Source organism: Actinoallomurus spadix (assembly GCF_024055725.1).
Classification (GTDB): Bacteria; Actinomycetota; Actinomycetes; order Streptosporangiales; family Streptosporangiaceae; genus Actinoallomurus; species Actinoallomurus spadix.
In genome coordinates this window covers 46,443-69,830 of record NZ_JAMXMX010000037.1, presented here as the reverse complement: position 1 = coordinate 69,830, position 23,388 = coordinate 46,443, and the positions used below count along the sequence as shown (strand labels likewise).

The 23,388-nt window shown below is 72.8% G+C and carries 24 protein-coding genes; 8 read left to right on the top strand and 16 right to left on the bottom strand.

All coding sequences use genetic code 11. The features are described from left to right. Window positions 1–161 precede the first annotated feature (161 nt). Together NE235_RS38810 and NE235_RS34495 are read right to left on the bottom strand one after the other, a co-directional pair. Window positions 162–287, bottom strand: a complete 126-nt coding sequence (locus NE235_RS38810) for a DUF397 domain-containing protein (protein WP_406567660.1) — start codon at window positions 285–287, stop codon at window positions 162–164. Then, window positions 284–1,084 (bottom strand): helix-turn-helix domain-containing protein, encoded by an 801-nt coding sequence (locus NE235_RS34495; RefSeq protein ID WP_252810619.1) that lies wholly within the window; start codon window positions 1,082–1,084, stop codon window positions 284–286. Before NE235_RS34495 ends, NE235_RS38810 begins: the two co-directional genes overlap by 4 nt. Here NE235_RS34495 and NE235_RS34490 point away from each other — a divergent pair. Further along, window positions 1,077–1,955 carry a low temperature requirement protein A gene (locus tag NE235_RS34490; protein WP_252810616.1) on the top strand — a complete coding sequence of 293 codons (879 nt, stop codon included), beginning with the start codon at window positions 1,077–1,079 and terminating at the stop codon, window positions 1,953–1,955. The genes NE235_RS34495 and NE235_RS34490 overlap by 8 nt on opposite strands. A gap of 67 nt (window positions 1,956–2,022) precedes the next feature. On the opposite strand, the gene NE235_RS34485 is transcribed toward NE235_RS34490, so the two are convergent. From NE235_RS34485 to NE235_RS34465, 5 genes are all read right to left on the bottom strand, one after another. Continuing rightward, window positions 2,023–2,982, bottom strand: a complete 960-nt coding sequence (locus NE235_RS34485; RefSeq protein WP_252810614.1) for an alpha/beta fold hydrolase — start codon at window positions 2,980–2,982, stop codon at window positions 2,023–2,025. A gap of 139 nt (window positions 2,983–3,121) precedes the next feature. Next, entirely contained in the window at window positions 3,122–4,291 is a 1,170-nt protein-coding gene (locus tag NE235_RS34480) for an NAD(P)/FAD-dependent oxidoreductase (RefSeq protein ID WP_252810611.1), read from the bottom strand. Beyond that, entirely contained in the window at window positions 4,288–4,485 is a 198-nt protein-coding gene (locus NE235_RS34475) for a ferredoxin (RefSeq protein ID WP_252810609.1), read from the bottom strand. Before NE235_RS34475 ends, NE235_RS34480 begins: the two co-directional genes overlap by 4 nt. Window positions 4,486–4,501: 16 nt before the next feature. Continuing rightward, entirely contained in the window at window positions 4,502–5,389 is an 888-nt protein-coding gene (locus tag NE235_RS34470) for a pyridoxamine 5'-phosphate oxidase family protein (RefSeq protein WP_252810608.1), read from the bottom strand. Window positions 5,390–5,425: 36 nt separating this feature from the next. Then, on the bottom strand, window positions 5,426–5,878 hold the full coding sequence (locus NE235_RS34465; RefSeq protein WP_252810605.1) for a VOC family protein: 453 nt from the start codon (window positions 5,876–5,878) through the stop codon (window positions 5,426–5,428). Window positions 5,879–5,992: 114 nt separating this feature from the next. Between NE235_RS34465 and NE235_RS34460 the strand changes: the two genes are divergently transcribed. Beyond that, window positions 5,993–6,538, top strand: coding sequence for a CGNR zinc finger domain-containing protein (locus NE235_RS34460; RefSeq protein ID WP_252810603.1), 546 nt, complete (start codon window positions 5,993–5,995; stop codon window positions 6,536–6,538). Between the two features lie 134 nt (window positions 6,539–6,672). Here NE235_RS34460 and NE235_RS34455 read toward each other — a convergent pair whose 3' ends face one another. From NE235_RS34455 to NE235_RS34440, 4 genes are all read right to left on the bottom strand, one after another. Further along, complete coding sequence (locus tag NE235_RS34455; RefSeq protein ID WP_252810602.1) at window positions 6,673–7,755, bottom strand: DNA glycosylase AlkZ-like family protein; 1,083 nt, start codon at window positions 7,753–7,755, stop codon at window positions 6,673–6,675. A gap of 37 nt (window positions 7,756–7,792) precedes the next feature. Continuing rightward, window positions 7,793–10,126, bottom strand: a complete 2,334-nt coding sequence (locus NE235_RS34450; RefSeq protein WP_308206198.1) for an AAA family ATPase — start codon at window positions 10,124–10,126, stop codon at window positions 7,793–7,795. A gap of 221 nt (window positions 10,127–10,347) precedes the next feature. Further along, window positions 10,348–10,980 carry an HhH-GDP family DNA glycosylase gene (locus NE235_RS34445; protein ID WP_252810599.1) on the bottom strand — a complete coding sequence of 211 codons (633 nt, stop codon included), beginning with the start codon at window positions 10,978–10,980 and terminating at the stop codon, window positions 10,348–10,350. A 27-nt stretch (window positions 10,981–11,007) separates the two neighbouring features. Next, window positions 11,008–11,721: a sugar isomerase domain-containing protein gene (locus NE235_RS34440; protein WP_252810597.1), complete on the bottom strand. Its 714-nt coding sequence runs from the start codon at window positions 11,719–11,721 to the stop codon at window positions 11,008–11,010. Between the two features lie 123 nt (window positions 11,722–11,844). Here NE235_RS34440 and NE235_RS38500 point away from each other — a divergent pair, with 123 nt between their 5' ends. Further along, window positions 11,845–13,068 carry a sensor histidine kinase gene (locus NE235_RS38500; RefSeq protein WP_252810595.1) on the top strand — a complete coding sequence of 408 codons (1,224 nt, stop codon included), beginning with the start codon at window positions 11,845–11,847 and terminating at the stop codon, window positions 13,066–13,068. Further along, on the top strand, window positions 13,065–13,670 hold the full coding sequence (locus tag NE235_RS34430; RefSeq protein WP_252810593.1) for a response regulator transcription factor: 606 nt from the start codon (window positions 13,065–13,067) through the stop codon (window positions 13,668–13,670). Before NE235_RS38500 ends, NE235_RS34430 begins: the two co-directional genes overlap by 4 nt. 4 nt (window positions 13,671–13,674) lie before the next feature. On the opposite strand, the gene NE235_RS34425 is transcribed toward NE235_RS34430, so the two are convergent. Then, complete coding sequence (locus NE235_RS34425; protein WP_252810591.1) at window positions 13,675–14,400, bottom strand: ribonuclease HII; 726 nt, start codon at window positions 14,398–14,400, stop codon at window positions 13,675–13,677. An 88-nt stretch (window positions 14,401–14,488) separates the two neighbouring features. On the opposite strand from NE235_RS34425, the gene NE235_RS38495 reads away from it, so the two are divergent. After that, a complete protein-coding gene (locus NE235_RS38495) occupies window positions 14,489–15,379 on the top strand; it encodes a DoxX family protein (protein WP_308206197.1) in 891 nt (296 codons plus the stop codon). A gap of 4 nt (window positions 15,380–15,383) precedes the next feature. On the opposite strand, the gene pgi is transcribed toward NE235_RS38495, so the two are convergent. The 3 genes from pgi to NE235_RS34405 form a co-directional block, all read right to left on the bottom strand. Beyond that, on the bottom strand, window positions 15,384–17,027 hold the full coding sequence (gene pgi / locus NE235_RS34415; protein WP_252810589.1) for a glucose-6-phosphate isomerase: 1,644 nt from the start codon (window positions 17,025–17,027) through the stop codon (window positions 15,384–15,386). A 108-nt stretch (window positions 17,028–17,135) separates the two neighbouring features. Then, the gene (locus NE235_RS34410; protein WP_252810587.1) at window positions 17,136–18,185 is read right to left on the bottom strand and encodes a lipoate--protein ligase family protein; all 1,050 of its coding nucleotides are present in this window, start codon (window positions 18,183–18,185) and stop codon (window positions 17,136–17,138) included. Between the two features lie 65 nt (window positions 18,186–18,250). After that, the gene (locus tag NE235_RS34405; protein ID WP_252810585.1) at window positions 18,251–18,469 is read right to left on the bottom strand and encodes an SbtR family transcriptional regulator; all 219 of its coding nucleotides are present in this window, start codon (window positions 18,467–18,469) and stop codon (window positions 18,251–18,253) included. A 4-nt stretch (window positions 18,470–18,473) separates the two neighbouring features. Here NE235_RS34405 and NE235_RS34400 point away from each other — a divergent pair, with 4 nt between their 5' ends. After that, a complete protein-coding gene (locus NE235_RS34400) occupies window positions 18,474–19,613 on the top strand; it encodes a Gfo/Idh/MocA family protein (RefSeq protein WP_252810583.1) in 1,140 nt (379 codons plus the stop codon). Between the two features lie 10 nt (window positions 19,614–19,623). Here the strand turns inward: NE235_RS34400 and NE235_RS34395 are convergent, their stop codons facing one another. Continuing rightward, window positions 19,624–21,213, bottom strand: coding sequence for an MFS transporter (locus tag NE235_RS34395; protein WP_252810581.1), 1,590 nt, complete (start codon window positions 21,211–21,213; stop codon window positions 19,624–19,626). 100 nt (window positions 21,214–21,313) lie between these two features. On the opposite strand from NE235_RS34395, the gene NE235_RS34390 reads away from it, so the two are divergent. Together NE235_RS34390 and NE235_RS34385 are read left to right on the top strand one after the other, a co-directional pair. After that, window positions 21,314–21,802: a MarR family winged helix-turn-helix transcriptional regulator gene (locus tag NE235_RS34390; RefSeq protein WP_252810579.1), complete on the top strand. Its 489-nt coding sequence runs from the start codon at window positions 21,314–21,316 to the stop codon at window positions 21,800–21,802. Between the two features lie 91 nt (window positions 21,803–21,893). Beyond that, on the top strand, window positions 21,894–23,375 hold the full coding sequence (locus NE235_RS34385; RefSeq protein ID WP_252810578.1) for a DHA2 family efflux MFS transporter permease subunit: 1,482 nt from the start codon (window positions 21,894–21,896) through the stop codon (window positions 23,373–23,375). Window positions 23,376–23,388: the final 13 nt, after the last annotated feature.

Here is a 23,388-nt window from a genome sequence, read left to right as displayed (position 1 = left end):
CCCCCGCCCCCCCCGCCACACGGCTCCCGCCGATCACTCACTCAATGGACAGCATCGACAACTCGTGCAGATCACCCGCCCCAGGGAGTGCCTTCAATTCCGGGGGCGTCTACACAGGCGAGAGATCTCTCGCCTGTGTAGACGGCGGAAAACGCGATGGGTCACCCGGCGGGCGAATCGATCGACTCGAAGACGACCAACTGGGCGACCTCGACGCAGGTGTCATTAACGTTCTCACCGGAGTAACTGGACTTGCGCCAAGCTCCAGTCGAGGGAGTGATGTTCACATCTGCTCCATGATCACGCGGATCAGTTCTTCAGACTCCGACATCGGGAGCGCAACGCCCCGAATCCAGTCGAACCGTACCGCCAGGGAATGAACCTGTCGAGGATCGCCGATCAGCTGACCGTGCCCTCCCGCGCCGTCCACATAGGCCAGGTCCGCACTCTCCATGTGACCGAGCAGCGTGAAAGGGCTTGCGACATAAACCGGCGCACGCGCCGGAATCACCTGAATGCTGACGTTCGGCCGCTGCGCCATCTCCAGTAGGTGAGCGAGTTGCTCCTTCATGACTCCAGGCCCACCGACGATCTCCCGCAGCACCGTCTCCTTCATCAGGAGCACGAGGAACGGCGGCTCCTCACGATCCAGGATGTCCTGGCGCCCCAGCCGCAGCGCCACAGCCTGCCCCAGCCGGTCATCCGGCTGTCCGGTGCGTAGCACCTCTCTGGCATATGCCGCCGTTTGCCCGAGGCCCGGAACCAGCAGTGGATCGAAGATGCGCAGGTAATCGGCCCGCTGCTCCTCATCCGCGTAGCTCCGAAATGCCGGACTGAGCGCCGTTTCCCGTACGACGTGCGCGTGGAGTTCTTCGAAGTACCTGTCTAAGCCGAACAGGCGGTCGAGGTCCTGGGACACCCGGAGGGTGGGGATGCGGCGGCAGTTCTCGAAGTGGCCGATCATCTTGACGCTGATGATGCACTTCCTGGCCACCTCGTCCTGGGTCAGTTCGGCGCGCTCGCGGTGCAGGCGGAGCCGGTAGGCGTACTGCTCGGCCGCCGAGGCCGACGGGTCGATGTCCACGAGGCTGTGGTTCGCCGTGGCGTACGTCGCCATCCAGGTCGGCCGTACGGCGTTCGTCACGGTCGTGACGTGGCGTCACGAGCTGGGGCCCAACTTCCAGCGGATCATGGCGTGGGAGACGACGGCGGGCGCGCTCTGGCTGGGCGGCGGCTTCGCCGACCACCGGGCCCGAGCGGTCCTCTGGCTCGCGGCCCTGGCGGCGGAGTACGCCGCGCCGTGGTTGGGCTACCGGTTCCCCGGGCTGGGCCGGTCGACGACGGCGCACTGGACGATCGACGGCTCGCACATGGCGGAGCGCTGCCAGCTGTTCGTGATCACCGCGCTGGGCGAGTCGCTCCTGGTCACGGGCAGTACGTTCGGGGACCAGGAGGGACTGGGCGCAGGCACGGTCGCGGCGTTCGCGGTGGCCTTCCTCGGCAGTGTCGCGATGTGGTGGATCTACTTCGACCGCAGCGCGGAGGCGGCGGCGACGCGGATCGCGAACGCCGACGACCCCGGCCGGCTGGGCCGGTCCGCGTACACGTTCAGCCATGTGCCGCTCATCGCCGGGATCATCGTCGGCGCCGTGGCGGACGACCTGGTCGTCGCGCATCCGCGCGGGCACATGACCGGCGGCACGGCCGCGGTGGTGCTCGGCGGTCCGGCGCTGTTCGTCGCGGGACACGCCCTGTTCAAGCGGGCGGTGTTCGGCCATTTCACGACCGCCCGCCTGCTGGCCCTGGTAGCGCTGGCGGCCCTGACGCCCGTCGCGATGCTGCTCTCTCCGCTGTTCCTCGCCGTCCCGGCCCTGGCGGTCCTGGGCGCGCTGGCCGGCTGGGAGGTTCGCGGACGCCGGGCCCGGACCCTCACGGTGGCCGAGGAGGCCGCCTGATCACGTGAAGAGGCTCACGTCCACCGCCTCGGCCGACCGTTAGAACCGGTCTGCCCACGCGAGTCCGTCAGGCGCCGCTGGACACGTGCGGTGCCGGGTTCTCCGGCCTTCCCCGGGCCGCGTCCCGGCCGGCCCGCAGGAGGCGGCGCCATCGGGCGGGGTCGTGCAGCGCCGGTTCGGTGGTTTCCAGGAACCGTTCGACCGTGGTGACGAAGCGGTCGGGGTCGTCGTGGTGCGGGAAGTGCCCGCAGCGTCCGAAGATCTCGAGCCTGCTCCCGGGCATGGCGGCGTGCGCGACCTCCGCGTGGCCGACCGGGATCACGCGGTCCTCCCGGCCCCAGATGATGAGGATCGGCATCCCCTCCGCGAGGTAGCAGCGGTCGAGCATGGTGATGACCTGGCCGCGCACGTCGACCCCCGCCCGGAGGGAGCGCAGGAACGCCTGGCGCGCCTTCCTGGTGCGCAGGCCCCGGTAGCGCCGGAGGATGTAGTCGAAGTCGGCCCCCAGGAACAGGCCGCCGGTGAGGCGCAGCGCCGGGGCCGCCAGCCGCACGGCCGTACGCGCGGGCACGGAGGTCGCCAGCGAGAGCCCGAGCTCGGCGCCGGGGGCCGCCGCCGCGCGCAGCAGCGGGTGCACCTCCCGGCCGATGCCGCCGGGCGCGACGAGCAGGAGCCGCTCACAGCGTTCGGGGAACTGGTAGGCGAACTGCATGGCGATCCCGCCGCCGAGCGAGTGGCCGACGACCGAGACCCGGTCGATCTCGAGGACACCGAGCAGGTCGCGCATTCCGCAGGCGTACGCCGCGATGGCGTAGTCGGCCCGCGGTTTGGCCGAATCGCCGTGGCCGAGCAGGTCGGGGGCGATGACGGTGTGGTGTTCGGCGAGCCGGGGGATGACCTTCTCCCACGTGCCGGAGTCGTCGCCGATGCCGTGGATCAGGAGCAGCGGGGGCCCGCTGCCCGTCATCCGGAAGGCCCGCCAGTATCCGTGGATGTCACGGAAGCGAAGGAGAGATGGAGGACTCACGTCCGTTCACCACCGATGTCGACTGCTCGCATCGTCCGGCCTGCGCGTTTCACGACGACTACCGCGCTGTCAATCCACCGTAACGGCTGCCCCGCGGGCCGGGCCGACCGCCGTCGGTGCTCGACGTGGACTCCGCCGGTCAGCGGGTGACGACGGCCGTGAGACCGGCGTGCAGCTCCCTGCGGTACGGCGCGAGCCGAGCGACGCGGTTCACGGTCACGGCGCCGATCAGGCGGCCGTCGCGGAGGTAGGCGGCCTCCAGTCGCCGTGCCGCCGGGTCGGACTCGGCGACGCGGACCTCGTCGGCCAGAGCGGGTAGCCCTATCGAGCGGATCTTCGCCCCGTACAGGTCGGACCAGAAGGACGGGACGCCCGTGTACGGCCGCGCGTCGTGCGGGTGCAGCAGGTTGTGCGCCGCCGTGGCGGCCTGTTCGACGGCGTTGGTCCAGTGGCCGAGACTGATCAGGTTCCCGCCGGCGAGCGGGTGCGGCCAGCGGACGACGTCTCCGACCGCGACGATGCCCGGCGCCGGGCCGCCGTCCGCCCGCAGCACGCGCAGTCGCTCGTCGCAGCGGAGCCCACTGTCGAGCAGCAGACCCGATCCGGCCAGCCATTCCGTGGCCGCCACCGCGCCGAGGGCGATGACGGACAGGTCGGCGGGGATCGTGCTGCCGTCGTCGAGGGTCACCGCGGTGAGCCGGTCGGTGCCCTGAAAGGCCCGGAGCGTACGGCCGGTGCGCAGGTCGACGCCCGCGTCGCGATGGAGACCGGCGAGGAACGCGCCGGCCTCCGCCCCCAAGGCGCCCCGCAGTGGCTGATCGGCGGCTTCGACCAGGGTCACCGTAAGGCCACGCCGCCGGGCCGCCGCCGCGATCTCCCCGCCCAGGAACCCGGCGCCGATCACCACCAGCCGCCGTCCCGGGGCGAGCTCCGCTCGGAGGGCGAGGGCGTCGTCCCGGCTCCGGAGGGTGAACACGCCACGGGCGGGAACGCGGCCGGGCCACGGCCGCGCGCACGCGCCCGTGGCGATGACCAGGCCGTCGCCGGTCTGGAGTGTCCCGTCGTCGAGCCGTACGGCCCGGCGGCCCGCGTCGAGACCCACGGCCCGCCGGCCCAGCCGCCACGTGGCCCGCAGACCGTCGTACGGGAGATCCACGATCCGCAGTTCCTTGGACAGCGGAGGCCGGTCATAGGGCGGGTACGGTTCGGCGCCGATGATCGTGAGCTCGCCGTCGTACCCGAGCTCGCGCAGCGCGGCAGCGGTCCGCGGGCCGGCCAGCGACGCGCCGACGATCACGATGCTCCTCATGGGGCGGTCCGGCGGACGGAGACGGCGCGGACGGGACAGAGTGCGGCAGCCTGCTCGACCTGCGCGGACAGTGCCGCGGGCGGCTCACTCTCGTAGCGCAGGTTGTCGTCGTCGTCGAAGGCGAAGACCTCCGGGGCGGCGAAGACACACTGACCGTGGCTCTCGCACAGACCGAGGTCGACGGTGACGCGCATGACGGTCCTTTCCCGGTCAGGCGACCGGCGGGTTGAAACGGGAGTACGCGGGGTCGGTCCAGCGCAGCGGCACCGCCTGCGCCGTCTCCCGCACCTCGTCGATGGAGAACTCGACGAGTCGCTGGGCGCCGGGGAGGCCGGCGGTGTCCCAGACGGTGCGGGCGGTGCCGGTGAGCTGCAGCAGCGTTCCGCTCTTCCAGTCGGGGAACAGCAGACCTGCCTCCGGCCGGAGTTCGAGGTTCCCCAGGGTGAGGAACATGGCGTTGCCGACGTAGTCGGGCCAGCGCAGACGCGTGGGGGACAGCACCTGGACGAAGCCGGGGGCACCGCCGCGGTGCGAGGTGTCGGCGTCGCCGTCCGGGGCGGCCGTCGCGACGAAGAAGGTGTCGGCCGCGCCGATCGCCCGCCGCTGGGCGTCGGTCAGCTCCGTACCGCGCCGGGGGGTTCGGGGCTCCCCCGCGACGAAGCTGTGGTCGCGCTTCTGGATGTACTTCGGGCAGTTGGCCAGCACCTGGTCCGGGACCACCCGGAGCCCGTGGGCCTCCGGGAGGGAGGTGCCGTTGATCCGCATCCGCCGGCGGGTGGCCGGCTCGATGGCGATCATCCCGACCTTGGCCGGGCCGGCGAGGACGCCGGCGAGCGGATCCCCGGGGATGGGGCGCGTCGCGATGGTCAGCGTCGCCGGGTCGTCGCTCCGCAGGAAGCCCGGTGCGCCGGTGAGCAGCGAGGCCCAGATCCGGCCGTCCTGGCCGGCCGCGCCGACCGCGATCATCGGCTGGTGGGCCAGGAACGCCGCGGCGACGTCCGGGATCGTGGCGCCGATGGCCCGGCCTCCCATCGCCGCCTGCCCTTCCAGGCCGGCGCGTCGCTGAACGGCTCGTTCTCCCGCGTGGTAGGCCGCCACGGCGTCCCCCTTTCCCCTGGTTCCTGACCGACCGGCTTAGAAGAAGCCGCAGGTGGGCGCGCCGGACGTGGGAGCCGGAGCGGTCTCGGCGCCGGACGGCGCGTAGATCTCCAGCCGGATGCCGTCCGGGTCGCTGAAGAAGATGCCGCCGGACGCCACCCCTTCACCGTGCGGGACGACACCGTCGTAGGCGAAGTCGGCGTCCAGGCCGCGCAGTACCTGCTCGGCCGTCCTGACCTCCTCGATCGACTCCACCTGGAACGACAGGTGGTGCAGCCCGGCCAGGTCGGTGCGGGCCACGTCCCGGCTCTGCTGCCACAGGGTGACCAGGAGCCTCCCGTCGCGGCCGAGGAAGGCGAAGCGGCGCCCCTCCTCCTTGCCCTCCGCCGTCACCTCGAAGCCGAACACCCGCGTGTAGAAGGCGATGGATCGCTCCAGGTCGGTGACGTTCAGGCCAACGTGGCCGGTCTGCAGCGTGTTCACGGTCATCAACGTCCTCGCATTCGAGGTCAGAGGCGATCTCCAACCAGTGAACGAGACTTTAACGGTTATAGGAAGTTGCCGTCAACCGGCTAAAGACGAATGAGGAGTTAGACTGGGTGGGTGAGTTCAGATCCCCGGCCGCTCACCGGCGAGCCCCTTTCGATCGACCTGCTCAACACCCGCTGGATCGACGGTGGGCGGATGCACGACCTGCTCGACTCGGCCGACGGGCTGGCCACCTGGCTCGCCGGCCGCCCTGAGCTGCGGACACGGGCGGTCCGCCCCGACGAGCCCACCCGCCAGGCGCTGCTGCGGGTCCGCGCCGCCCTGGCCGAGGTCATCGGCTCACCGGCGGATGCCGCGGCCCGGGCACGACTCAACGCCGCCCTCGACCACGGCCGGATACGGCTCGTCCTCACCGAGGACGGCCCCGCGCAGCAGCCCGAGACCGACGACCCCGCCTGGCTGCCGGCCTGGACGGCCGCCCAGGACTATCTCCGGCTGCTCGCCGACCGTCCCGCCCGCATCCGCGGCTGCGCCAACCCCGAATGCGTCCTGCACTTCTACGACACGTCCAAGAACGGCACCCGCCGCTGGTGCTCGATGGCCGCCTGCGGCAACCGGGCCAAGTCCTCGCGCCACTACGCCCGCCATCGGACCGCCTAGTGCGGTGACCACGAGAACGAGGTCCGGTGACATGCCGGTCGACCTGCGCGGCGATGGCGCGGACACGGCCATCCGGGACGCCGAGCTCCCTCGCGGCGTGCACCGTCTCCGTCCCGTGCAGGTCGAGGGCAGACCTAACGCGCCGGCCCCGGCTCCTGGGAGAGGGCCGCGGTGGCCGAGGCCAGGCGTGCCCGCTCGGCGGCGAGGGCGTCCTCCGGGACGTCCTCCCAGAGCGTCGTCGCGTCGCCGTCCCAGACCCCGGCGACCCGGCCGCCGCACAGCACGACCGGGGAGATCCAGCCGCCGCTGCGGCTGACCGCCGCGCGCCGCTCCGCCGGAACGATCTCCGTCGCGGTGGTGCCGGCGCCCAGGACGTACGCGTCGAACGCGCCGAGGAGGCGGACGGCCCGGCTCGGCGGGGTCGCGGCCAGCTCCGCGACGTGCTCGGCGAGCATGACGCGGCGCTCGCCCTCGACGTCGACCTCGGTGAGCTCGTCGCCCAGCGCGGCGAACCAGCCCTTGAGCCGCGCCCTCGGGGTGACGCCCCGGCTCAGCCACACCTTGTCGAACAGCTCCGGCGTCGTCGGCCCGTGGGCGCCGAGGTACGCCCGGAGCACGGTGGCCGCCGGGTCGCGTGCCTCCGGCAGCCAGCCGGCGCCGACGAACGTGACCCGGTTGCCGCGCGGCGGGCCGAAACACAGCACCTTCCACCACGCGAGCGGCTTGAGGAGAGTGCCCCACCCGGAGCCGAGCACCTCGGCGAGGTGGGCCGAGCCCGTACGGTCGACGATCTCGGCGGTGAGCTCCTCACGGCTGAGCGTCGCGCCGCCGGACAGGGCGTCGGACGCGGCCGCGGCGATGGCCTCCAGGTCGGCGGGCGTGGCGCCGAACGTCTTCTGCCAGCTGCCGCGCTCCCAGTTGCGGTGCGCCCCGGACAGGGCGAGGTAGGCGGCGGCCTCGTCGGCGGGCAGCAGGTGGAGGGTGCCGCGCATGGCCCAGGTCTTCACCAGCCGGCGGCCGGCGATGGCGGCCGCCACCGCGCCCGGCGCCGGGTCGGCCTGCCGCAGGGCGATCGCCAGCTCGGCCGCCGAGGCCACCTGTGCCTGGACTCCGGCGAGCCGCCGCGCGACCTCGACCGGGTCACCGCCCGCGACCGGGTCGAGGAACTGCCGCCGCAGCCGCCAGGCCAGCACCTGCTCCCATGTCACCGCCTCCATGGCACGGCACGTTAGCGCGCCCCGCCGACAGGAATCCTCAGTGATGGCGGGCGAGGTCGGCGTAGGCGGCCCGGACGTCCTCGGCGGTCAGGGTGGTCAGGTCGGCGGTGGTGACGGCCGCGCCGAGCCCGGCGACCCGCAGGTCGCGGAAGCCGCACGCCTTCTCGTACAGCGAGCGCACGAACCGGCCGTTGCCCAGCTCGTCGATCCTTCCCAGGCCGCAGACGCGCTGGAAGACGCCCGCCAGGTCGTCCAGCGCACCCTCCTCCCAAATGTCGCCGGCCCGCTCGGCGGTCGTCAGGGCGATCTGCAGCAGCTCGTCCGGGCCGTACGACGGGAAGGCCACGCGTTCGGCGAAGCGAGAGGCCAGGCCCGGGTTGGACCGCAGGAACCGGTCCATGTCCTCGTCGTATCCGGCGAGGATGATCACTAGGCGGTCGCGGTCGTCCTCGGCGCGTTTGAGCAGGGTCTGCACCGCCTCGGCGCCGAACGCGTCACCCCCGGAGTAACCGGGGTTGACCAGGGAGTACGCCTCATCGACGAACAGGACTCCGCCGAGCGCCGAGTCGATCACCTTGTTGGTCTTGATCGCCGTCGCCCCCAGGTGCTCGCCGACGAGGTCGGCGCGCTGGGCCTCCACGACCTCGGGACGGGCCAGCAGGCCGAGCGCGGCGAACACCCGGCCGAGCACCCGGGCGACGGTCGTCTTCCCGGTGCCGGGCGGCCCGGCGAACACGAAGTGCCGCGTCGGCGGATGGGTGCGCAGCCCCTGCTCCTCGCGCAGCTGCGCGACCTGCAGCTGCGCGGCGATCGCCCGGACCTGCCGCTTCACGGGCTCCAGGCCGATCATGCCGTCCAGGTCGGCGAGCGCCTCCTCCAGGGTCGGCGTCTCGGCGTAGCCGCGGTAGCGCTCGGTGAGCTCCGCGAACGCCAGCTCGACGTCGACCGCGTGGATCGTCACGAGCTCGTCCGGGGTGGGTTCGTCGCCGCCGTGGACGATCCGGACGTCGCGGGCGCGGGCCGCGGACTCGACCAGCGAGCGCACGAACCGCCCGTTGCCCAGCTCGTCGAGGACGCCGCGCCGGGAGACCTCCTCGAACTTCGACCGCAGGCAGGGCCCCGCGTCCACGCCGAGGCGGTCGCCGCGCAGACCGGTGTGGTACTCGGCGATCAGCAGCAGCTCGGCCGGCTCGTACGCGGGGAACTTCACCCGCGTCCCGAAGCGGGAGGCCAGGCCGGGGTTGGAAGCGAGGAAGCCCTCCATCTCGTCCTCGTAACCGGCCAGGATGATCACGACGTTGTCGCGGTCGTCCTCGGCGCGTTTGAGAAGCGTCTGAACGGCCTCGCTGCCGAACCGGTCGGGCTGCCCGTCACCGGCGTTGACCAGGGAGTACGCCTCGTCGACGAACAGGACGCCGCCCAGGGAGCGGTCCACGACCTCGTTCGTCTTGATCGCGGTGGCGCCGAGGTACTCCCCGACCAGGTCGGCGCGCTGCACCTCGACGACCTGCGGGGTCGGCAGCAGCCCGAACGCGTAGAAGATCCGGGCGATGGCGCGGGCGACGGTGGTCTTGCCGGTGCCGGCCGGCCCGACGAACACGAAGTGCCGCATCGGCTTCTCGGTGGGGAAGCCGGCCGCGGCGCGCATCCGCGCGGCCTCGATCGAGGCCGCGATCGACCGGACCTGCCGTTTGACCGGCTCCAGGCCGATCATGGCCTCCAGCTCGGCGAACGCCTCGTCGACGGAGATGTCGGGGACCTCCTCGACGGCGCGGCCCTGGCCCTGAACCTGGCCCTGGACCTGGCCCGGCGCGGCGTACTCGTCCTCCTCCGGGTAGTCCTCCTGCGCCCAGCCGGTGTCGTACGCCTCGGCGGGAACGATGCGGCGCGCCTGCCACCAGCGGTAGGCGAGGACGCCGAACGCCGCGACCCACGCGGGCGCGGCGTTCAGCCGCGGCAGCGGATTGGCGAGCGCGGCGGCCACGACCCCGGCCAGGCCCAGGGAGACGACCGCGGTGCGCCACGGCGCGTACGCGCGGATGCGGTGGGCGAGGAACGCGACCGGGAGCGCCAGCGCCGCGAGGAAGATCTCCTCCTGACCGCCGACCGGATAAAGGCGGCTGACCGGAATGACGGCCGCGAGCCAGCACGCGACGACGAAGGCCGTCGCCATTCCGCTCGGCGAGCGGAGCGTGAAGTCGACGACGAGCAGCAGGACGGCGACGAACACGACGGTGGTGAGCAGGGGGAGGCCGGCGACGATCGCCACCGCCGCCGATCCCACGACCAACAGCAGGAACGTCAGCCTCCGCAGACCCGGCTGGATCTGGAAATAGCGCCAGCGGGCACGTTCGAACAGATCACGCGCCACCGGAGGGCGCGATCGGGATCTGCCGAACGGTCGCATCGCTCTCCCTCATGCCTGAGCACGTGTATAGCGCAGCTTGGGCATCGAATGGCAGGACCCATTGCGTGGCGCGTCCCTATCAAGACCGTTATCGCACAGTGGCGGCGCGTCTGACACGTGCCCTCGGGCCGAGGTGGACCGGCCGGCCGGGCGGCGGGCCCCGGCCGGGACCGGTGCGTACGTCACTAGGCCTTCGCCACCTGGTCGGCGAGCTTCTTGTCCTTGGCGACGCGGACGAGGGCGGCCGAGAGCTGCGCGAGATCGCGATCCTTGACGAGGTCGGCCAGGCGCTTGGGGTCGGTCGGCAGGCCGACGCGCTCGGCCCCCTTCAGCGTCAGGTCGTCGAGGTACGGGCGCAGCCACGGCCATACCGCCTGCGCCTCACGGCAGAAGATGTCGGCCCCCACCGGCCCGATGCCGGGGAACTCCTCCAGCAGTTCCTTGGCACGGCCGATGTCGCGCTCGGCCTTCAACGGCAGTTTGCGCAGGTCGCCGTCGTACTCGTCGAGGACCAGCTCGGCCATGTCGCCGAGGCGGGTGGAGGTGCTCTCGTCGTAGCGGACGTAATGGGCCCGGCCGAGCGCGTCGACGCGCTGCTGCCAGTCCAGCCGCGCCATGCCGCGCGCCGTCCCGCCGCCCGCCTCGAACAGCTCCCGCGCCGCCGCGACCGCGAGGTCGGCGCTGATCCGCGTGCTGAGGAGATTGGCGAGTACGAGGAGTTTGAACAGCGCGCCCGGCTGATCCTTCAACGGGATCCCGGCCTCTTCGGCAAAGGTTCGTCCGGCTTCTGACAGCAACGCCTTGACCGTCTTGTCCATGACGCCACCTCCAAGTAGGTCAGGTCCTTACCCCATAACCGACGTTCTTAGTACGGGCACGCGTTCCGAGTACCGGGCCAGGAGTTCGGCATTGCGTTCATCTCCCCCGGGTACGTTGGCGCTCGCCCACAGCGGCAATTCGGCGCGTTCCGACATCCGCGCGAGAAGGAGGTTCCACAGGTAAACGCACGACAATGAGGACAACGCCGCCGTACGCGGCGCGGCGACGGGATAGGAGGCGTCGCCCGGCGGGGTCAGCGTGTCGAGCACCAGATCCGCGACCTCTCCCAGCTTCACGCCCGCCCGGGTCGGCGCCGCCGCCATCGACGGGCCCGACACCACGGCGATCACCGGCAGACCGCGCGACCGCGCCGTCGTCGCCAGCTCCACCGGATAGGGGTTGGTGCCGCTGTTGGAGAAGATCATCACCAGGTCGCCCGGCCGTGGTCCCGCGGCCTCCAGCACCGGGGCGGCCAGGCCGGATCGGCGCTCGGCCTCCGTCGCCGGCCAGGCGCCGTTCAGCGGGGAGATCTCCGACCGGGACAGCGGGTACACGCAGGCCAGCCCGCCGGCGCGAAAGAAGCCCTCCAGCACCATCGCCAGGGAGTGGCCCGATCCGCCGAGGTACAACAGGCCGCCGCCCAGGACGGTGTCGAGGAGCAGTCGGCAGGCGCGTTCGAGCGCGTCCGCGTTGTGCCGCTCGATGCGTTCCAGGTGCGTGAGCATCCAATCCACGGACACCGGTCTAGCACCTTTTCCGGCTACGTGATCTTAGGGCGCGCATCCGGCGGGACTTTTGTCCTGCCGGATACCGGGATGGACTGATCTACGCCGGCACGCGGGGTCCCCTCTAAAGTGTCCGGCGTGCAGCAGGAACAGCCGCGGCCCGGGACGAGCGACGATCCCCCCGGACCGCCGGTGGACGTCGCGGAGGGCATCGACGACGGTCCCGGCCCGTACCGGACCTACCCGTGGCTCCTGGTCGGGTACTCCGCGGTGGCCGACGTGCTGCACGGCCGGGCCCGCCCGGTATGGGCGTCGGGCCCCCTCCTGGCGATCTACGCGGTCCTCGTCGTCCTCGCCATCTGGTACGGCTACCGCCGCGGCCCGGGTGACCGGCGGGCGCTCGCCCTGCTCGTCGCGGCCGGGGTGGACGCCTTCCTCCTGGCCGGCCTGTTCGGGCACGGAATGAACCAGCTCATGCCGACCCTCGCCCTGACCTGTGGAGTCGTCGTCCCGTGGGGCCGTAGGCCGTGGCCCGCGCTGGTGCTCGCGCCGCTGTCCTCCCTCGCGGCCCTGCTCGCCTGGGCCCGGGGCGCATCGGGCGGAGACGCCCTCGCCCTCTGGTACGGCACCCTGCTGTCCGGCTTCATCATCGCCGTGATGCTGCGCCTGTTCGCCGCGGTCCGTGAGCTACGGCAGACCCGCGACGAACTCGCCCGGACCGCCGTGTCCGAAGAGCGCCTGCGCTTCGCCCGCGACCTGCACGACCTGCTGGGGCACACGCTGTCGGTGATGGTCGTCAAGGCGCAGGCGGTGCGCAAGGTCGCCGCCCGCGACGCCGTGCTCGCCGCCGAGCAGGCCGCCGACATCGAGGAGATCGGCCGCGACGCCCTCCGGCAGGTACGCCTCGCGGTCGCCGGCTACCGCGGCCGCGGCCTCGACGCCGAGCTCGACAGCGCCCGCACGGCGCTCCGGGACGCCGGGATCACGGCTCAGGTCCGCAGAGACGACACCCCACTGCCGGTGGAGACCGACGCCCTGCTGGGCTGGGCCGTACGCGAGGGCGTCACGAACGTCATCCGGCACAGCGGCGCCACCACCTGCGAGATCACGGTGCTCCGGCGGGACGGCGCCGCCGTGCTGTCCGTCCGCGACGACGGCCGCGGCGGGCCGGCGCCCTCCGGACCGGCCTCCGCCGGCCCCGCCCCCGCCGGACCGGTCCCATCCGGACCGGCCGAGGGCAACGGCCTGCGCGGGCTCGTCGAGCGGATCGGCGGCGCGGCGGGCCGCCTGGAGGCCGGACCGGCCGACGGCGGGGGCTACCTGCTCACCATCACGCTGCCACTGAAGGAGACCGTCGCTTGATCAGGGTGCTGCTCGCGGAGGACCAGGGCATGATGCGCGGCGCGCTGGCCCTCCTCCTCAACCTGGAGGACGACTTCGAGGTCGTCGGCGAGGTCGCCGCCGGCGACCGGATCGTTCCGGCCGCCCTCGAACTGCGACCCGACGTGGCGGTGCTCGACATCGAACTGCCCGGACGCAGTGGCCTCGACGCCGCCGCCGACCTGCACGCCGCGCTGCCCGACTGCAGGATCCTGATCGTCACGACATTCGGCCGCCCCGGCTACCTGCGCCGCGCCATGGAGGCGGGCGCGAGCGGCTTCCTCGTCAAGGACGGCCCCGTCGAGGACCTGGTCGCGGCCGTCCGGCGCGTCCTCGCCGGCGAACGCGTCGTCGACCCCGAACTGGCCACCGCCGCGCTCAGCACCGGGCCGAGCCCGCTGACACCACGGGAGTGCGACGTGCTGTCCGCGGCCGCCGACGGGTCGACGATCGCCGACATCGCCGGGCGCCTCCACCTGTCCGAGAGCACGGTCCGCAACTACCTGTCCGCGGCGATCGGCAAGACCGGCGCCCGCAACCGCATCGAGGCCGTACGGGCCGCCCGCCACAACGGCTGGCTGTGACGGGTCACAGCAGGGACAGCTGGCCCTCGATGTCCGGGCGGCGCCGCTTCAGGTGCCGCCACTCCGGCAGGTCGTCCAGGTAGGACCAGGACATCCGGTGGTGCGGCGTCGGGCCCAGCCGGCGCAGCGCCTCCTGGTGCGACGGCGAGGGGTACCCGGCGTTCCGCGCGAAGTCGTACTCCTCGTGCCCGAGCCCGGCCATCAGCGTGTCCCGGTGCACCTTGGCCAGGACCGAGGCGGCCGCGACCGTGACCGACCGCAGGTCGCCCTTGATCTCGGTGCGCACCGGCCAGGCCCCGCCGAGGTAGTCGTGCTTGCCGTCGAGGATGATCGCGTCGGGGCGCTCGGGCAGCGCCTCCAGGGCGCGTACGGCCGCGCGGCGCAGCGCCTCGGTCATCCCCGCCTCGTCGATCTCCTCCGGACTCGCCATGCCGATGGCGTACGCGGGCAGCCAGTCGCGGAGCTCCCCGGCGATCCGCTCCCGGCGCCGCGCGGTGAGCATCTTCGAGTCGGTCAGCCCGGCGGGCGGCGCGGTCAGGTCCGTGACCGCCGCGCACACGACGACCGGCCCGGCCCACGCGCCCCGGCCGACCTCGTCGATCCCGGCGACGCGCCCGGCCCCGGCGGCGATCAGCCGCCGCTCGATGGAGTAGTCGGGCCCGGTCTCCCCCGGCTTCGCCTCCGCCTCGCCGGTGAACGCCGCGTCGTCGATGATGCCGTCGTGATCCATGGGGGCCATGATGACAGCCGGGACGGGGGACGCGGCCCGTTCCCGGAACCGGTGGACGGCGATTCGGCTCTCGAAGGATCATCGACCGATGGAAACCTCACCCGAGGACATGAACGCGTTCTGGACCGAGGAGCGCGAGGAGAGGGTCGTCGCGCCCCGCCGGCCGGTGTTCGACGCCGTCGCCCTGCTCGCCCGGTGCGGGGTCGGAGTGGTCTTCCTGGCCCACGGCTGGCAGAAGATCCAGGTCGGCGTGACCGCGACCGGTCACGACTTCGACGCGATGGGCGTGCCCGCCCCGACGGCCGCGGCCGTCTACTCGACCTTCGTCGAGCTGCTGGGCGGCGCGGCGCTGATCCTCGGCCTCGCCCTCCCGGTGGCGGGCACGCTGCTGTTCCTGGACATGGCCGGGGCGTTCGTGTTCGTCCACGCCGCGCACGGGGTGTTCCTCGTCGACAAGGGCACGCCGCGGAACGGCTTCGAACTGGTCCTCGTCCTCGGCCTGGCCTCGCTGCTGTTCGCCGCGGGCGGCGGCGGGCGGCTGACACTGGACCACCGGCTGTTCGGGCGCGGCGGGCCCGGCCGCCCGCCGGGGCGCCGCCGCCGCAGGCGACCGGACGAGACGCGGTCCGCCGAGACGCCCCTCCCTGGCCCGCCCGCCGCCGAGGCCACGCGTTCGCCGGCCCCGGCACCGGGGTCGCCCGCTCCGGGGACGCCGGCTCCGGGGACGACAGCCACAGGGGCGACGGCTCCGGGAGCGACGACGCCGGGGACGACGGCCGACGGCAGGCCGGAGCCTCCGGCCGGGGGAACGGCGCCGTCGCGGCCGAGGCGCGCCGCGACCGGCACGTCCCGTGACGTACGGGTCGCGGGGCCTGAGCCGGAACAGGAGCCCCCGGCGGACGGCGCGCCTTCCGCGAAGGACGCGCCGCGCGCGAAGCGGGCGAGGCCGCGCAAGGGGCCGTCCGCCGGAGGCTCCTGACCGGTCAGCGGCCCCGCAGGGCGCGGTAGCGCTCGACCAGGGCGGCCGTCGAGCCGTCCAGGCCGGAGGTGTCGGCGGTGGCGGCGGTCAGCTGGGGCTCGAGCCGCTTGGCGAGCGCCTTGCCCAGCTCCACGCCCCACTGGTCGAAGGAGTTGATGTTCCAGATCGCGCCCTGCACGAACACCTTGTGTTCGTACAACGCGATCAGCTGCCCGAGCACCGACGGCGTCAGCTCGTCCGCCAGGATCGTCGTCGTCGGGCGGTTTCCCGGGAAGGTGCGGTGCGGCACCAGCTCGGGGGCCACGCCCTCGGCCGCGACCTCCTCGGCGGTCTTGCCGAACGCCAGCGCCTGCCCCTGCGCGAGCAGGTTCGCCATGAGCAGGTCGTGCTGGTCGGCCAGCTCCCCCAGCTCCTCCAGCGGCCGGGCGAAGCCGATCAGGTCGGCCGGGACGAGCTTGGTCCCCTGGTGCAGCAGCTGGTAATAGGCGTGCTGGCCGTTCGTGCCGGGTGTGCCCCACACGATTGGGCCGGTGTCCCAGCCCACCCGCTCGCCCTGCCGGTCCACCCTCTTGCCGTTGGACTCCATGTCCAGCTGCTGCAGGTAGTCGGTGAAGCGCGAGAGGTAGTGGCTGTAGGGCAGCACCGCGTGGGTCTGCGCGTCGTGGAAGTCGTCGTACCACAGGCCCAGCAGGCCGAGCAGGAGCGGCGCGTTCCGCTCCGCCGGAGCCGTACGGAAGTGCTCGTCGATCCGGTGGAAGCCGTCGAGGAACTCGCGGAACCGCTCCGGCCCGATCGCGATCATCAGGGAGAGGCCGATCGCCGAGTCGACGGAGTAGCGGCCGCCCACCCAGTCCCAGAACTCGAACATGTTGGCCGGGTCGATGCCGAACTTGGCGACCTGCTCGGTGTTGGTGGACACCGCCACGAAGTGGCGCGCGACCGCCGCCTCGTCGCCCAGCGCGGCCAGCAGCCAGCGGCGCGCCGAGGTGGCGTTCGTGATCGTCTCGACCGTCGTGAACGTCTTGGACGACACGATGAACAGCGTCTCGGCCGGGTCCAGGTCGCGGATGTTCTCATGCAGGTCGGCGCCGTCGACGTTCGAGACGTACCGGAAGTCGCGCGACCGGTCGCTGAACGGCCTCAGCGCCTCGTACGCCATCTTCGGGCCGAGGTCCGAGCCGCCGATGCCGATGTTGACGACCGTGCGGATCGGCTTGCCGGTGTGGCCCTTCCATTCTCCCGAGCGGACCCGCTCGGCGAAGGCCGCCATCCGGTCCAGCACCGCGTGGACCTCGGGGACGACGTTCTTCCCGTCGACCTCGATCACGGCGTCCCGCGGCGCGCGCAGGGCGGTGTGCAGGACCGCGCGGTTCTCGGTGACGTTGATCTTCTCACCGGCGAACATGGCGTCGCGCAGGGCCGCGACGTCACGGGCCTCGGCCAGCGCGCGCAGCAGCCGGAGCGTCTCGTCCGTGATCAGGTGCCGCGAGTAGTCGATGTAGAGGTCGCCGGCCTCCAGCGCGTAGCGGCGGCCCCGGTCGGGGTCGGCGCCGAACAGCTCGCGCAACGACGGCTCACCGAGCTCCTGACGGTGCCGTCGAAGCGCCTGCCATTGTTCCGTCTCATCCAGCCGAACACGGTCGGACATCCTTGTCTCCCCTTCATCGGATTTCAGCCGAGCACTCTCTCCGCGTGCCCTCTCCCCGGCCATCCAACCGAAGCGCCGAGGGCCGCGTCTCGCGGACCCCCGAGCCGGTCAGGGCACGCGGGCCGTCCACTCGGCGGTGCCGAACTTCGCCGCCACCCGCTTGCCGGCCGCCTCGAGCTCGTCGGCGGTGATCCGGTCCTCGGTCAGCCCGTACCGGCTGCGGAAGTGCCCGATCATCCGGTCGATGATCTGTGCCCTGGGCAGGCCGGTCTGGCGCCGCAGCGGGTCCACGCGCTTCTTCGCGCTGGCGATGCCCTTGTCCGACAGCTTCTCCCGGCCGATCCGCAGCACCTGCAGCATCTTGTCCGCGTCGATGTCGTAGGACATGGTCACGTGGTGCAGCACCGCGCCGGAGCTCAGCCTCTTCTGCGCCGCGCCGGCGATCTTCCCCTGGTCGGAGGTGATGTCGTTGAGGGGCTGGTACCACGCCCGGATGCCCAGCTCGCCCAGCGCGCCCAGCACCCAGTCGTCGAGGAACGCGTAGCTGTCGGCGAACGTCATCCCCTGGACCAGCGCGTCCGGGGCGTACAGCGAGTAGGTGATCGTGTTGCCCGGCTCGATGAACATCGCCCCGCCGCCGCTGATCCTGCGGACCACGGTCACGCCGTGCCGGCGCGCCGCGGCCGCGTCGACCTCGTTGCGCAGCGACTGGAAGCTGCCGATCACCACCGCCGGCGCCGCCCACTCCCAGACCCGCAAGGTCGGCGGCCGCCGACCGGCCGCCACCTCCTCGGTGAGGACCTCGTCCAGGGCCATGTGCAGCGCCGGGTCCTGCGGTTCGTCGTGGATCAGCCGCCAGTCGTAGTCGCGCCAGTCGGTCGCGTCGGTCAGGGCCCGGCGGACCGCGATCCCGACGGCCTCGGTGGAGAGCCCGAACATCATGGTGCCCGCGGGCAGCCGGGCGTCGATCCGGGCCGCGATGTCACGGGCCTCCAGGTGGGCGGGCAGCCCGTTCAGGGTGTCGTCGATGGCGAGGAGGGCCTCGTCGGGTTCGAGGAAGAAGTCGCCGCTGACCCGGGTGTTCCGGAGTCTGCCGTCCTCGACGTCGAAGTCGACGACCACGAGCTTGCCGCCCGGCACCTTGTACTCACCGTGCATCCTGGCCCACCTGCCCATCCTGACCGGCGCTTCCGGATCGCGATCCTCGCGGTCTCCGGAGATCGTCAACCGCGCCGGCCCGCCGGGGATTCCTCGGATGGACCCCCGCGTTCGGCGCGGAGGCCGTCGAGGACGACCCGGAGGTTCCGCCGCCACTGCCCGTCTCCGGCGGGCAGGCCCAGCGTGCGGTCGGCGGTGGTCACCGAGGCGAGGAGGAAGGCGACGTCCTCCCAGGTGACGTCCTCGCGCAGCACCCCGGCCTCCTGGGCGTGCCCGACGAGCAACCGGATGTGCTCCCGGACCCGCGCGAGCTGGGGGTCGAGCGCGAGCCCCGAGCGCGGATGGGCGGCGGACGCGCACGTCCCCGCGCTGCGCGCGCTACCGGAGTACGAACTGACGGCGGTCGGCACCAGCCGGCCGGAGACCGCGCGCGAGGCCGCCCGGGTGTTCGGCGCCGCGCACGCGTTCACCGACGCCCGCCGGCTCGCCGAGCATCCCGAGGTCGACCTGGTGGCCGTCACCGTCAAGGTGGCCGCCCACGCCGAGCTGGTCGACGCGGCCCTGGCGGCCGGCAAGCACGTCTACTGCGAGTGGCCCCTCGGCCTCACCACCGGCGAGGCCGAGGGTCTGGCGGCATCGGCGCGGGTGGCCGGGGTGCACGAGGCGATCGGCCTGCAGGCGCGGTGCGCGCCGGCGATCACGTACGCCCGCGAGCTCCTCACGGGCGGGCGGATCGGCCGCGTCACGGCGGTGAACGTGCACGTCGCGCGGGGCAAGGGCGCGGACGGGCGGACCCCCGCCTGGGCCGCCTACACCCTCGACCGGGACCAGCACGCGGGTCTCCTGGAGGTCGTCGGCGGCCACACGCTGGACGTCCTGGAGTACCTGGCCGGGGACCTCACCGAGCTCTCGGCCGCCCTGGCGGTCTCCCGCCCGCGGTACTCCGTCGCCGAGACCGGGGAGACGATCACCGCGACCGCCCCGGACCAGGTGGCGCTGCACGGCGGGCTCGCCGGCGGGGCGATCGTCTCGGTCCACCTGCAGGACGCCAAGCTCGGCGAGAGCCGTACCGTCCTGGAGTTCACCGGCACCGAGGGGGACCTGGCCGTGGTCGCGGCGGGCGACTGGAAGACCGCGCAGATCCAGATGGGCGACCCCCGGCTGCGCGAGGCCCGGGAGGCCGGCGGCCCCTGGCATGACCTGCCCGTGCCGGACCGGCACATCGGACCGGACCGGCACGGGAGCGTCCCGGGCGAGGTTCCGCCGTTCGCCCGGAACGTCGCACGGCTGTACGCGCGCCTCGCGGAGGACATCCGCGAGGGGACCCGGCGCGTACCGGGATTCGAGCACGGGGTCCGCGTGCACCGGTTGCTCGACGCGGTCCGCCGGTCCGCCGAGACGGGCGGGCGCCGGCCGGTGGACCGGTGAGGTCCGGCGGTCAGCCACGCAGGGCGGGTTCGGCGGCCGCCGCGTCCGGTGCCGGGCCGGGCCGGTCGGACGGCTGGGCGATCCGGGTCCGGCGCAGGACCACCACGGTCAGGAGGGCGGCGCCCACCATGACCACGGCACCGGTCACGGCGGCGGCGTGCATGCCGTCGACGAACGCGTCGCGGGCCGCCCGCCGGATCACCTCGCCGGTCCCGCCCGGCATCCGCCCCGCCACCGCGAGCGCGCCGCCCAGCGTCTCCCGTACGGCGTGCACCGCGTCGTGCGACAGGCCGGTGGGCAGCGCGTCCGTGACGTCACGGCGGTAGATCGCCGTCCCGACGCTGCCGAGGATCGCCATGCCGAGGGCGCCGCCGAACTCCGAGCCGCACTCGACCAGCGCCGACGCGGTCCCGGCGCGCTCGGGCGGCGCGGCGCCGAGCACCATGTCGGTGACGAGTGTCATCACCACCGCCAGGCCGATGGCGTACACCCCGGCCCCGACCAGGATCATCGCGACCGGCGAGTCCGCCCGGACCTGTGTCAGTGCGACGAGGCCCAGCGCGGCGACCAGGAAGCCGGCGCCGATCACGTACGCCCGGTTGACCCGGCGGGCCAGCTGCGTGGCCAGGGGCGCGGCGACGCCGACGCCCAGGGAGGGGACCAGGCTCCACAGGGCGGCGGTCAGGGGGCTCATGGCGAGCACGGACTGCAGGTACTGCGTCGAGAAGATCGCGAAGCCGACCATGGCGAACATCGCGATGAGGTTGGTGAGGATCGAGCCGCTGAACCCGCGGTCGCGGAACATCCGCAGGTCGATCATCGGATCGGGGCGGCGGCCCTGGCGGCGGATGAAGACCGCGCCGACGAGCAGCCCGGCGACGATGCTCAGCGCCCGCGTGAGGTCCGCGCCGTTCGCGGCGATCTCCTTTACGCCGTAGATCACGGGCAGGACCGCTCCCAGCGAGAGGACCGAGCTCACCAGGTCGAACCGGCCGGCCGCCGGGTTCCGGAACTCCGGCACCAGGAACGGGGCGAAGACGAGGAGCAGCACCATCGCCGGGGTGTTGATGAGGAAGACCGAGCCCCACCAGAAGTGGTTCAGGAGCAGGCCGCTCAGGACGGGGCCGAGCGCGATGCCGCTCGTGGTGGCGGCCGACCAGATCGCGACGGCGGTGGCGCGCTGCTTCTCGTCGTGGAACATGTTCCGGATCAGCGCCAGCGTCGACGGCATCAGCGTCGCGCCGCCGACCCCGAGCACGGCGCGGGCGGCGATGAGCATCCCGGCGCTCTGCGCGTACGCCGCCGCGACCGACGCGAGGCCGAAGCCGAGCGCGCCGATCAGCAGCAGCCGGCGCCGGCCGATCCGGTCGCCGAGCGCGCCCATCGTGATGAGGAGACCGGCCAGCACGAAGCCGTAGATGTCGAAGATCCACAGTTGCTCGGTGCTCGTCGGCTGAAGGGTCCGGCTGATGAACGGGACGGCGAAGTACAGCACCGAGACGTCCATGGACACGAGGAGGAGGGGGAGCAGGAGCACGCAGAGCGCGATCCACTCCCGGCGGCCCGCCCTGGCCGCGGTTACGGCGGAGTTCTCGTTCATGGGAGCAGGCTCGGCGCCGCCGCTGACCGTCCGCGCACCGGACGCTGACCGCACTGGTTCGTACGGTTACGGATAATCCGCTGCTTGTTACATTGGAGACATGACCACGAGCGCTCCCTCGCGCACCGCGCCGGACCTGTCGTACCTGCTCACCCACACCGGGTACGTGCTCACGACCCGGATGACCGCCGCCTTCAGCGAGATCGGGATCACCCCCCGGGCCTACTGCGTACTGTTCCACGCCCTCGAGGAGGAGCGCACTCAGATCCAGCTGGCCGAGATCTCCGACCTGGACAAGACGACCATGGTCGTCACCGTCGACGAACTCGAGAAGGCCGGGCTCGCCGAGCGCCGGCCGTCGAGCCGGGACCGCCGGGCGCGGATCATCTCGGTCACCGAGGCGGGCGAGCGGATCGTCGACGAGGGGACGCGCATCGCCGACCGGGTGCACCGCGAAGCCCTGGAGGCGCTGCCCGAGGACGAGCGCGACGTGCTCGTCCGCGCGCTGACCCGGCTGGCCGAGGGCCACCTGTCGGCGCCCGTGGAGTCCGAGCGGCCGATCCGGAGGGCCCGCCAGTCACGAGTGTGAGGCCCGTTTAGATCCAAGAGAGATTGTCTACAACAAAACCATTTGCTAGCGTCCTATCTCGGTGATCCACCCACGCACCGGGAGAACGCTCATGCCCTCACCCCTTGGCCGCTCGCGCACGGCGGCGCTCGTCGCGCTGTGCGCCGGAACCCTGATGATCATCTTGGACGGCAGCATCGTGACGGTCGCGCTGCCGGCCATCCAGCGGGACCTGGACTTCTCCCCCGCGGACCTCACCTGGACCGTCAACGCCTACATGATCGCTTTCGGCGGCCTGCTCCTGCTGGCCGGCCGGCTCGGCGACCTGATCGGCCAAAAGCGGGTGTTCGTCACCGGCCTGGCGGTGTTCACCGCCGCCTCGCTGCTGTGCGGCCTCGCGACCGGCCAGGCGACGCTCATCGCCGCCCGGTTCGTGCAGGGCGCCGGTGGCGCGCTCACCTCGGCCGTCAGCCTCGGAATGATCGTCACGCTCTTCCCCGAGCCCCGGGAGCGCGGCACGGCGATCGGCGCGTTCAGCTTCGTCGGGGCCGCCGGGGCCTCGCTCGGCCAGGTCCTCGGCGGAGTCCTCACCGAGGCGATCAACTGGCACTGGATCTTCTTCATCAACCTGCCGATCGGCGCGGCGACGCTGATCCTCGCGGCGCGGGCGCTGCCGGCCGAGCGCGGTCCCGGCCTCGCGGCGGGCGCCGACGCCTTCGGCGCGCTGCTGGTCACCGGCGGGCTGATGCTCACCGTCTACACGATCGTGTGGACGGGCGGCCACGGCTGGACCTCCCCCTCGACACTCGGCCTCGGCGCGGTGTCCATCGCCCTGCTCGCCGCGTTCGTCCGGCGCCAGGCCCGGGCGGCCACGCCCCTGCTGCCCCTGCGGATGTTCCGGTCGCGCAACGTCTCGGGCGCCAACCTCATCCAGGTCCTGATGGTCTCCGCCCTGTTCGGGTTCCAGATCCTCATCGCGCTGTACGCCCAGAACGTCCTCGGGTACGGCGCGCTGGGCACGGGCCTGGCGCTACTGCCGGCGGCCGGCGCGATCGCGGCCGTGTCGCTCCTGCTGTCGGCCCGGCTGATCGCGCGGTTCGGCGAGCGGCGCGTGCTGCTGACCGGCCTGGCGTCCCTCGTCGCGGCCCTGGCGCTGCTGACCCGGCTGCCCGCGCACGCCGCCTACGTCACGGACCTGCTGCCGACGATGCTGCTCGCGGGTGGATTCGGCCTGGCGATCTCGGCGGTGACCGCCCTCGGCATGTCGGGGGCCAGGCCCGACGACGCGGGAGCGGCCTCCGGGCTGTTCAACACGAGCCAGCAGGTCGGCGGCGCGCTCGGCGTCGCGGTGCTGTCCACGCTGGCGGCCGCGCGCACCACCCGGCTGGCGGCGCACGGGCACGACCGGGCGTCCGCGCTCACCGGTGGGTTCCACCTGGCGTTCGGCGTCGGCGCGGGCCTGCTCGCCGTCGCCTTCGTCCTGACCCTGACCGTGCTGCGGCGGCCACGCGCCACGACGGCCGCGCCCGCCGGCGTCGGCCTCGTGGGCGACGCGCCCACCGCCACCGTCGCGGTGGAGAATTCCTCGCTCTGACAGGGGTGGCGGG

Coding starts and splice junctions, on each gene's coding strand:
- NE235_RS34385 (WP_252810578.1), top strand. CDS start 21,894: ATGCCCTCACCCCTTGGCCGCTCGCGCACGGCGGCGCTCGTCGCGCTG.
- NE235_RS34400 (WP_252810583.1), top strand. CDS start 18,474: ATGTGCTCCCGGACCCGCGCGAGCTGGGGGTCGAGCGCGAGCCCCGAG.
- NE235_RS34425 (WP_252810591.1), bottom strand. CDS start 14,400: ATGGATCACGACGGCATCATCGACGACGCGGCGTTCACCGGCGAGGCG.
- NE235_RS34410 (WP_252810587.1), bottom strand. CDS start 18,185: ATGCACGGTGAGTACAAGGTGCCGGGCGGCAAGCTCGTGGTCGTCGAC.
- NE235_RS34465 (WP_252810605.1), bottom strand. CDS start 5,878: ATGACCGTGAACACGCTGCAGACCGGCCACGTTGGCCTGAACGTCACC.
- NE235_RS34490 (WP_252810616.1), top strand. CDS start 1,077: ATGTCCACGAGGCTGTGGTTCGCCGTGGCGTACGTCGCCATCCAGGTC.
- NE235_RS34395 (WP_252810581.1), bottom strand. CDS start 21,213: ATGAACGAGAACTCCGCCGTAACCGCGGCCAGGGCGGGCCGCCGGGAG.
- pgi (WP_252810589.1), bottom strand. CDS start 17,027: ATGTCCGACCGTGTTCGGCTGGATGAGACGGAACAATGGCAGGCGCTT.
- NE235_RS34390 (WP_252810579.1), top strand. CDS start 21,314: ATGACCACGAGCGCTCCCTCGCGCACCGCGCCGGACCTGTCGTACCTG.
- NE235_RS34455 (WP_252810602.1), bottom strand. CDS start 7,755: ATGGAGGCGGTGACATGGGAGCAGGTGCTGGCCTGGCGGCTGCGGCGG.
- NE235_RS34475 (WP_252810609.1), bottom strand. CDS start 4,485: ATGCGCGTCACCGTCGACCTCGGTCTGTGCGAGAGCCACGGTCAGTGT.
- NE235_RS34480 (WP_252810611.1), bottom strand. CDS start 4,291: ATGAGGAGCATCGTGATCGTCGGCGCGTCGCTGGCCGGCCCGCGGACC.
- NE235_RS34445 (WP_252810599.1), bottom strand. CDS start 10,980: ATGGACAAGACGGTCAAGGCGTTGCTGTCAGAAGCCGGACGAACCTTT.
- NE235_RS38495 (WP_308206197.1), top strand. CDS start 14,489: ATGGAAACCTCACCCGAGGACATGAACGCGTTCTGGACCGAGGAGCGC.